Here is an 8,624-nt window from a genome sequence, read left to right on the forward strand (position 1 = left end):
GGTGACCGGGGCCGGGCTACGCCGGGCTCACCGGTACGGGCCCGGGTACGGCCGCGTGACCGGCCGCACCGCCACCGGCACGAGGGCGGACTTGCCGGTGCCGGCGATCAACGACCCGATGGCCACGCCCAGGACGAAGTTGAGCCCGGCGCTGTACATCCGCGCGCCCAGGCTGGCGTCCGTGACGAACGGCGCCAGCATGGCCACCGCGGTGGCCAGCGCGATCACCCAGCCGAAGAACCGCATCGGCCGCGGGGTCGTCAGCAGCAGCACGTGCAGGAGCCCGGCAGCCACGAGCGCGGCGAGCGCCGCGCCGAGCGCGTACCACCCGGTGGAGGCGTCACCCCACGTTCCCTGCCCCTTGGGGGCCAGCACGTCGATGCCGAACAGGCCCCGGCCCAGCAGGATCCCCGCGACCGCGATCAGCGCGGCCACCGCCGCCGTGGCGGCCCCGCCCGCCCAGAGTTTCCCCGCGTTGACCGTGGGACTGGGCCGGGGATCGATCGGTGCATTCATACCCGTCATCGGTTCCTCCTGGGCTAGCGCACGATGCCGCTTCGAGGATCGCCGCGGGCGCCGTCCCGGTCGTCATCCGGCATGGGTGAGATGCGCACCGCTCACCGGCGCGCCGGTAACGTGAAGGTTTAACTGTTGCGACCGGAGGGAAAACGCCGCCGAGTCCGGCACGGTGACTGCCTGAGGTGGTGGCCCGATGACCAGAGTCCGCTCACAACTGCTCGAATCGGTGCATTGCGCGTCCACGACCAAGCTCACCGCGGCGGAAGCAGCCGAGCTGCGCGTTCTCTCCGCGGACATTCCGACCCCGGGCGCCGCGCTGCCCTGCGAGATCACCGCCGGACACGACGGCAGCCACATCGCTCTCGCGACCCTGTCCGACGGGGACCAGCTGTGGTGGTGGCTCTGCTGGGCCAGCCAGGCGCGGGAGCTGCGCCAGATCGACCTCTGCGACGGCCGCGATCTGGATGACCCCTACCTGGACGAGTGCCTGCTGCCGGAGGGGCACCCCGGGACCCACAGTTACGACATACACGGCGGCTGACGGCCGGCTGCCACGAGGCGATTGTTCGTCCTCCCGGGATGAGGCCCGGCGCCGGCCGGCGCGATGCACTGGGGACCACGCATCACCAGGTCCCGGGAGGGCAGTTCCGTGTTCGACGACAACGGGTCGTTTCTGCTGGCCACACTGGAGTTCTTCATCTTCTTCGCCTGGTTCATGGGCTTGTTCTGGGTCTTCGGCGACCTGTTCCGCAGCAAGGACCTCGGCGGCGTGGCGAAGACCTTCTGGACACTCTTCCTCATCATCCTGCCGATCCTCGGCATGCTGGTCTATCTGATCGCGCGCGGCAGCAGCATGAACGAGCGCGCCCTGGAGGCGCACGAGGGTATGCAGCGCAGGCAGGAGGACTACATCAGATCGGTGGCCGCGCCCACCGGTGCGCGCACCCCCACCCAGCAGATCACCGAGGCCAAGGCGCTGCTCGACGCCGGGACGATCACCACCGATGAGTTCGAGCGGCTCAAGGCCGACGCGCTGGGGAAATCCCCGGTGGCCTGACCCGGCCACCACCGGACGAGCGGCCGGTGCCCCGGATGCCTCGGCATCCGGGCACCGCCACCCGAAGCCCCGGCCGTGAGCCTCCTGAGATGAGCTTGCGGCCGGGCTGCCTCCTGCTGTCCGCACTTCTGCTGGTGGCGCTTCCCCTGGCCTGGATCACACCGGCGCCGGCCGTCGCCTTCGGCACGATCGACAGCGGCGGTCAGCACCGTGAGCACGAGCGCATCACGCGCGCTGCTCTCGCGTGCACGAACCGGGACCGAGCCTGCTTCCAGCCCGCGACCATGGACTACCTGGCCGGCCACGACCGCGAGTTCGGCGCGGTCGGCGCCCCCGACAGTGATGAGATGACCGACCCGGCCGCACACTGCGACGACGCCGACTACCTGGCCGGCAGCTATCCGCATACCCGCGACACGGCGGTCGCCTCATTGCGGAACTGTGTCGAACACCTGCGCGCACAATTCCGGGAAGGCCTGGACAGCGCGAAGAACCTGCTCGACGACCGGGGCGAGGTGATCCCGCAGGAGGTCGCGGTCAGCCCGGAATGCAACCCGAAGGAACGCGACGAGACCCGCGCCAAGTGCCGCACCACGGAGGCGTTCGGGCGGGTGCTGCACGGCGTGCAGGACTTCTACGCGCACAGCAACTGGACGGACCGGGCCGACCCGGCCCGCCCCCTCGGCGCGGACAACCCACCGGGACTGCACCGGCCCGGCCCCAGCCCGCTGCTCGACCTGCGCGGCGCGACGGATGTGCGGCCACCGGACGACTTCACCACCGGTTGCTACGTGCTGCAGGACCAGGTGCCCGGCGTCAGCGCGTGCCAGTCGCGGGTCACCCACGCCGCGCTCAACAAGGACCGGGGCCTGATCGACCCGGTCGACGGCCGGGCCACCGAGCCGGCAACGCCACGCGGCCGGACCGCTGACAACTTCGCGGACGCGGTGGCCGGGGCGATCGCCGAGAGCCGCCGGCAGTGGCGGGACTTCCGGGCCGAACTGACCTCCCGGTACGGCGACGACCGAGGCGCGCGCATGATCTGTGCGCTCACCCACGACGACCCGGTGCACGACTGCGGCGATCCGTACCGGAACCGGGTCGCCGTAGTCGTGCTCCTCACCGGGACCGTCCTCGCGGTGGTCGTCGTGCTGAGGCGGCGCTTGCGGACGGTCAGCCGAGCAGCTCCCATTCGGCCAGCTGGGTCTCGGCCGCGCCGTGGTTCGCGGTGATCTGCAACCGGTAGCGGGGGTAGGCGGCGGTGCCGGCGACGACGAAGGCGCGGGTCTGGCGCCGGTCGCTGAAGTCCAGGTTGCTGCGGGTGTCGAGGGTGACCCAGGTCGTGCCGTCCGCCGAGCCCTGCAGGGTCCAGCTCTTCGGGTCCCTTTGCGGGCTGTCGTCGGCTGAGGTGAGGGTGTACTGCCGGACCGCCGCGGTGCCGGTGCCGGCGAAGCGGTATTCCAGGGTCGCGGTGTTCTGGAAGGTCAGCCACTTGGTCATCGAGGTGTCGTCGACCAGGCTCGCCCGGCCCTCGGCGGTGCCGTTCTCGCCGCTGGCGGTGAGCGTCCCACCGGTGGCCTTGTCGGCCAGCGGTCGCGGCGCCGCGCTGCCGGTGGTGATCGAGGCCGGGATGTCGCTCGCCCCGGTGCCCCAGGACGACGGGGACGGGCCCATGGTGAAGGTGAGGGTGCCGCCGGCGATCAGGTCGGCGTGGGTGAGGTAGTTCTTGGTGTACGCGACCCCGTTGAGGGTGGCGCTCTGGATGTAGCGGTTGGTGTCGCTCACCCCGGGCGCGGTGACCGTGAACGTCTTGCCGTCCTCCAGCGTGACGGTCGCCTTGGGATGCAGCGGCGCGCCGATGGTGTAGTCGGTGCTGCCCATCCGGGCCGGGTAGAAGCCGAGGGCGCTGAAGACGTACCAGGCCGACATCTGGCCGTTGTCCTCGTCGCCGAGGTAACCGTTGCCGGTGCCGGCGCCCGAGTCGTACAGCTTGGTGAGCACGTCGCGGACGCGGGTCTGGGTCTTCGCCGGGGTGCCGGCGTAGTTGTACATGTAGAGCATGTGGTGGATGGGCTCGTTGGAGTGCGCGTACTGGCCCATGTTGGTGTCGTAGGCCTCGGTCATCTCGTGGATCGTGCCGCCGTAGCAGCCGGGCAGGAAGTCCCGGGACGCCGCGAAGACCGAGTCGATCTTGGCGGCGAGCTGGGCCCGGCCGCCGTACAGGTTGGCCATGCCCTGCGGGTCCTGCGGGGCCGGGGTGGCGTAGTGCCACGGCGCGCCCTCGGTGAACTCGCAACCCCACTCGTTGGGCTTGAACGCCGAGTCGGCGGTCCGCCAGGCGCCCGACTTCTGCTTGCCGCGGTAGAAGCCGACCGACGAGGAGTACAGGTTGGCGTAGTCCAGCGCCCGGTTCTGGAAGTAGTCGGCGTCCTCGGTGAAGCCCAGCGCCCGGCCGAGCTGCGCGATGCCGAAGTTGTTGTTGGCGTCCTCCAGGGTCCAGGAGGCCGACTCCCCGCGGACGTCGGTCGGCACGTACCGCTTGAAGGTGGAGACCTCGACGCCCTTGCGGCCCCGGGAGCCGGAGCTGGAGTAGACGCTGGCGTTCTTGACCATCGAGGCGTACGCGGCCCGGTAGTCGAAGTTGCGCACCCCCTTGGCGTACGCGTCGGCGAAGGCCAGGTCCTGGTTGGTGCCGACCATGATGTCGATGTAGCCGGGGCCGGTCCAGCGCGGCGTCCAGCCCCCGTTCTTGTACGCGTTGACGACCCCGTCGAGCATCTCGCCGGTCCGCGTCGGGGTGAGCAGCGAGTACAGCGGCCAGACCGCGCGAGCGGTGTCCCAGAAGCCGTTGTTGACGTACATCTGCCCGTCGTGCACCGCGTTGTCGTAGGGGCTGTGGTACCTGCGGACCCCGCCGACCATTTCGGAGCGGTTGTTCGGGTACATGAACGCGCGGTACAGGTTGGAGTAGAAGGTGACCATCCGATCGTCGGTCGCCCCCTCGATGCGGGCCCTGCTCAGTGCGGTGTCCCAGGTGGCCGCGGCTTCCTCGCGTACGGTGTCGAAGGCCTTGCCGCCGATCTCCTGGCTCAGGTTGCTCGCGGCCTGGGCCACGCTGATGAAGGAGGTCGCCATCCGGAGGTTGACCTTCTCGCCGGCCGTGGTCGCGAAGCGGATCCAGGTGGTCGCCCCCTGCCCGCTGACGGTGCCGGTGGCCGCGATGGCCTTGTCGACGGCGCCGGAGAAGTACATCCGCTGACCCTTGTGGTCGACGTAGCCGGAGATGACGCGGGCGGCGGTGTCGACGTTGATCGAGCCGCCGGCACTGTCGACGGTGTCGAACAGGAGCACCGACTCGGCGGCGGACGGGTAGGTGAACCGCAGGGCGCCGGCATGGTCGGTCGGCGCGATCTCCGCGGTGATCCCGTACGTGTCGAGCTGGGTCTTGTAGTAATGCGCCCGGGCCACCTCGTTGCTGTGCTTGAAGGTCGACTTGCGCGCGTCCGGAGTGGACTTGACGCCGCCGGTCATGGGCATCACCTGGAGCTGGCCGTAGTCACCGATCCACGGGCTGGGCTCGTGACTGATCCCGAAGCCCTGCACGGTGGTGGCCTTGTACTCGTACAGCCAGCTGTCGCTGTTGCCGTTGGTGATCGGGGTCCAGAAGTTGAAGCCGTTCGGGACGGTCGTGCCGGGGAACGTGTTGCCGCGCGAGTAGCTGCCGCTGGAGTTCGACCCGCGCCGGGTGTCGACCAGGTCGGACAGCCGGCTCGGGGCGCCACCGGCCTGGATCGCGATGTCGTCGAAGTAGCCGCGGAAAGTGCCGGTGTTGAGCGGCTGGTCGTAGGCGATGAGGATGCGGTCGACCGTCTTGCCGGCGACGTTGTCCCCGATCCGCGAGGTGACGAAGTTCCACTGGTCGAAGGCGAGGCCGGAGCCGTTGCCCTGGAAGGCGGGGTGCACCCGGACGCCACGCTGGTCGACGGCGCCGGAGTCGCGCAGCGCGGTGCCGTCGGTGAAGACGAGGTCGACCGCGACGTCGAGGTGCCCGCCGGACTGCGGATAGACCCAGTAGGACAGGGTGGTCGCCGCCGTGACCGGCAGATCGACATCGAAGACCCGGTTGTACGAGTACGACGAGGTCGCGCTCGTGTCGTTGCCCGAGTACATCAGCGCCGCCGAGCCGGTGTGCGCGGTCTCGGTGCGCGGCGCGCTCTCCATGCCGGTGAGCGCGCAGCAGTAGCCGCCGATGCCGGCGCTGCTCTCGACGCTGTTCTGCCAGGTCGGCTGGGGATCGCCGGACTCGAACCCGGTGACGAAGTCGCCCGGAGCGGCCGAGGCCGGTAGCGCGGGGGCGACCACTCCACCGGCGACCAGCACCGCGGTGGACAGACAGGCGAGGAATCTCTGCTTCATGAAGGCGACCTGCATTCCACTCAGGCGGGAAGTCCTGCCCAAGATATTGACTCATTTAACTTCGTGTGACAACGATGTCACCATCTTTTTCCGCCGTTGATCCGGAGGCAACCCTCGTGGCATCGCGACTCCCCCGGCTGGCTGCCGCCGCCCTGCTGACCGCCGCCACGCTGGTCGCCGGCGGCACCGCCGCCGAGGCCGCCGCCGAGCCGGTCGAGCTGGTGCACCCGTTCGTCGGCACGCAGAACTTCGGCAACACCTTCCCCGGCGCCAGCGCGCCCTTCGGCATGGTGCAGGTCAGCCCGGACACCGGCGGCCAGGGCGGCTACGACTACCAGCAGAACTCCATCTACGGCTTCAGCCAGACCCACCTGTCCGGGGTCGGCTGCGGCGTCGCGGGCGAACTGCCGATCATGCCGACCACCGGCGCCGTCAGCAGCGTCGATCCGAACGTCTACCGCTCGGCGTACAGCCACGCCGACGAACAGGCCACGCCCGGCTACTACCAGGTCGGCCTGTCCAAGTACGGCGTGAACGCCGAGCTGACCGCCACCGCGCGCACCGGCTGGCAGAAGTACACCTTCCCGGCCACCGGCGCGGCCAACGTCCTGTTCAACACCGGCAAGGCCAACCAGAACGTCTTCGACTCCGAGATCCACGTCGTCGGCGACCGGACCGTCGAGGGCCGGGTCCGCGCCGGCAACTTCTGTGCCGGTAAGGACGACCACACCGTCTACTTCACCGCCAGCTTCGACCGGCCCTTCGCCTCGTACGGGACCTGGCGCGACTCGACCCGCAGCCCGGGCAGCCGGGACGCGGGCGGCGCGGGCGGTAACGGCGCCTGGGTCACCTTCGACGCCAACACCGACCGCGACGTCGTGGTGAAGGTGGGACTGTCCTACACCGGAGTGGACGGCGCGCGGAAGAACCTCACGGCCGAGACCGGCAGCTCGTACGACTTCGCCGCGACCCGGACCGCCCTGCGCGCCGCCTGGGTGCAGCAGCTCGACGCCGTACGGATCTCCGGCGGGACGGCCGACCGGCAGAGCGCCTTCTACACCGCGCTGTACCACTCCCTGCTGCATCCCAACGTGGCCGGCGATGTCGACGGCCGGTACGTGGGCTTCGACGACAAGGTGCACACGGCGAGCGGCTACACGCCGTACCAGAACTTCTCGTTGTGGGACACCTACCGACCGCAGAACCAGCTGCTCGAGATGCTGACGCCGCAGGTCGCCCGCGACGTGGCGCTGTCCGTGGTGGCGATCGGACGTGACGGTGGCTGGCTGCCGCGCTGGGCGCTGGCCAACAGCGAGACCAACATCATGACCGGTGACCCGGTCACCCCGTTCCTGGTCGAGGCCTGGTCCAAGGGCCTGCTGGCCGGGTACGAGCAGGAGGCGTACACCCTGCTGCGGACCAATGCGCTGGGGCGGCCACCGGCCGGCTCGCCGTACAACGGGCGCAGCGGGAACGGCTACTACAGCGACCGCGGCTACGTCCCGTCCGGGCTGACGGTGGGCACGGACTGCGCCCACCAGGGCGGCGACAACGACTGCGTCCACCCCGCCTCGGCCACCTTGGAGTACGCGGCCGCCGACGCCTCGCTGGCGTTGATGGCCACCGCGCTGGGCCGCACCGACGACGCCCGGACGCTCGCCACCCGCGGACAGTGGTACCACAACCTGTGGGACGCCTCGATCAAGCACTTCCGGCCGCGCACCACCTCGGGCGCGTGGGTCACGCCGTACAACCCGGTCGACGCCGGGCACCAGTTCCACGAGGGCGGGGCGTACCAGTACCAGTGGCTGGTGCCGCAGGACCCGGCCGGCCTGGTGTCGCTGATGGGCGGACGGCCGGCCACCGAGAAGCGGCTGGACGACTTCTTCGCGTACCCGGAACTGCTGAACGACCCGGCCGGGACCGCGCGTACGGACTGGATCACCGCGCCGTACGACTACTACGGCAAGGCGACGTACAACCCCAACAACGAACCGGACCTGCTGGCCCCGTACCTGTATCACTGGGCCGGCGCCCCGGCCAAGACCGCCACCGTGGTCCGCGCCGCGATGACGCTCTTCACCACCGGCCCCGACGGCATGACCGGCAACGACGACCTGGGCACGATGAGCGCCTGGTACGTCTTCTCGTCCCTGGGCCTCTACCCGACCATGAGCGGCGCCAACTTCCTGACCGTGAGCAGCCCCCAGTTCCCGTCGGCCACCGTGCGGATCGGCAGCCACACCGACCAGGGCGGCACCCTGACGATCACCGCGCCGGACGTCAGCGACACCCGCCGCTACGTCCAGTCCGTCCAGGTCAACGGCCGCGCGCACAACGCGAACTGGCTCACCTGGGCAACCATCGCCCGCGGCGGCACCATCGCCCACACCGTCGGCCCGGCGGCGTCGGGATGGGGCACAGCCGCGTCCGACCAGCCGCCGTCGGTGAACAGCCCGGCATGCCTGCTGACCTCCGGCACCCAGTGCGGCATCGACGTCACCTCAGCCCGCAACACGGACGGCACCGCCACCACCGCGGCAACCGGCGAGGGCAACTTCGACGGCGGCGGCTGGAGCTACGACGCGGCCCTGCTGCCGGCGGCCGGCCCGGTGAGCTGGGCCGGCGTGAC

At 70.2% G+C, this 8,624-nt stretch carries 6 protein-coding genes; 4 read left to right on the forward strand and 2 right to left on the reverse strand.

Features of this window, described 5'->3' with window-relative positions; all coding sequences use genetic code 11:
- Positions 1-27 precede the first annotated feature (27 nt).
- Positions 28-525 carry a DUF6069 family protein gene (locus tag AB0C29_RS21485; RefSeq protein ID WP_360822670.1) on the reverse strand — a complete coding sequence of 166 codons (498 nt, stop codon included), beginning with the start codon at positions 523-525 and terminating at the stop codon, positions 28-30.
- A gap of 187 nt (positions 526-712) precedes the next feature.
- Between AB0C29_RS21485 and AB0C29_RS21490 the strand changes: the two genes are divergently transcribed.
- The 3 genes from AB0C29_RS21490 to AB0C29_RS21500 all read left to right on the forward strand — a co-directional run bounded on the left by AB0C29_RS21490 (position 713) and on the right by AB0C29_RS21500 (position 2,808).
- A complete protein-coding gene (locus AB0C29_RS21490; RefSeq protein WP_360822672.1) occupies positions 713-1,060 on the forward strand; it encodes a hypothetical protein in 348 nt (115 codons plus the stop codon).
- A gap of 108 nt (positions 1,061-1,168) precedes the next feature.
- Complete coding sequence (locus tag AB0C29_RS21495; RefSeq protein ID WP_360822675.1) at positions 1,169-1,576, forward strand: SHOCT domain-containing protein; 408 nt, start codon at positions 1,169-1,171, stop codon at positions 1,574-1,576.
- 89 nt (positions 1,577-1,665) lie between these two features.
- Entirely contained in the window at positions 1,666-2,808 is a 1,143-nt protein-coding gene (locus tag AB0C29_RS21500) for a CinY protein (RefSeq protein WP_360822678.1), read from the forward strand.
- On the opposite strand, the gene AB0C29_RS21505 is transcribed toward AB0C29_RS21500, so the two are convergent.
- A complete protein-coding gene (locus AB0C29_RS21505) occupies positions 2,750-5,992 on the reverse strand; it encodes a GH92 family glycosyl hydrolase (RefSeq protein WP_360822681.1) in 3,243 nt (1,080 codons plus the stop codon). The two genes, AB0C29_RS21500 and AB0C29_RS21505, sit on opposite strands and share 59 nt — an antisense overlap.
- A gap of 116 nt (positions 5,993-6,108) precedes the next feature.
- On the opposite strand from AB0C29_RS21505, the gene AB0C29_RS21510 reads away from it, so the two are divergent.
- The coding region (locus tag AB0C29_RS21510) for a GH92 family glycosyl hydrolase (protein WP_360822684.1) at positions 6,109-8,624 on the forward strand (2,516 nt) is incomplete at its 3' end.

The organism is Actinoplanes sp. NPDC048791 (assembly GCF_040650095.1).
Taxonomy (GTDB): domain Bacteria; phylum Actinomycetota; class Actinomycetes; order Mycobacteriales; family Micromonosporaceae; genus Actinoplanes.

Bases quoted from the DNA above. Each gene is read 5' to 3' on its own strand.
- AB0C29_RS21485 (WP_360822670.1), bottom strand. From the start codon at position 525: ATGACGGGTATGAATGCACCGATCGATCCCCGGCCCAGTCCCACGGTC.
- AB0C29_RS21490 (WP_360822672.1), top strand. From the start codon at position 713: ATGACCAGAGTCCGCTCACAACTGCTCGAATCGGTGCATTGCGCGTCC.
- AB0C29_RS21500 (WP_360822678.1), top strand. From the start codon at position 1,666: ATGAGCTTGCGGCCGGGCTGCCTCCTGCTGTCCGCACTTCTGCTGGTG.
- AB0C29_RS21505 (WP_360822681.1), bottom strand. From the start codon at position 5,992: ATGAAGCAGAGATTCCTCGCCTGTCTGTCCACCGCGGTGCTGGTCGCC.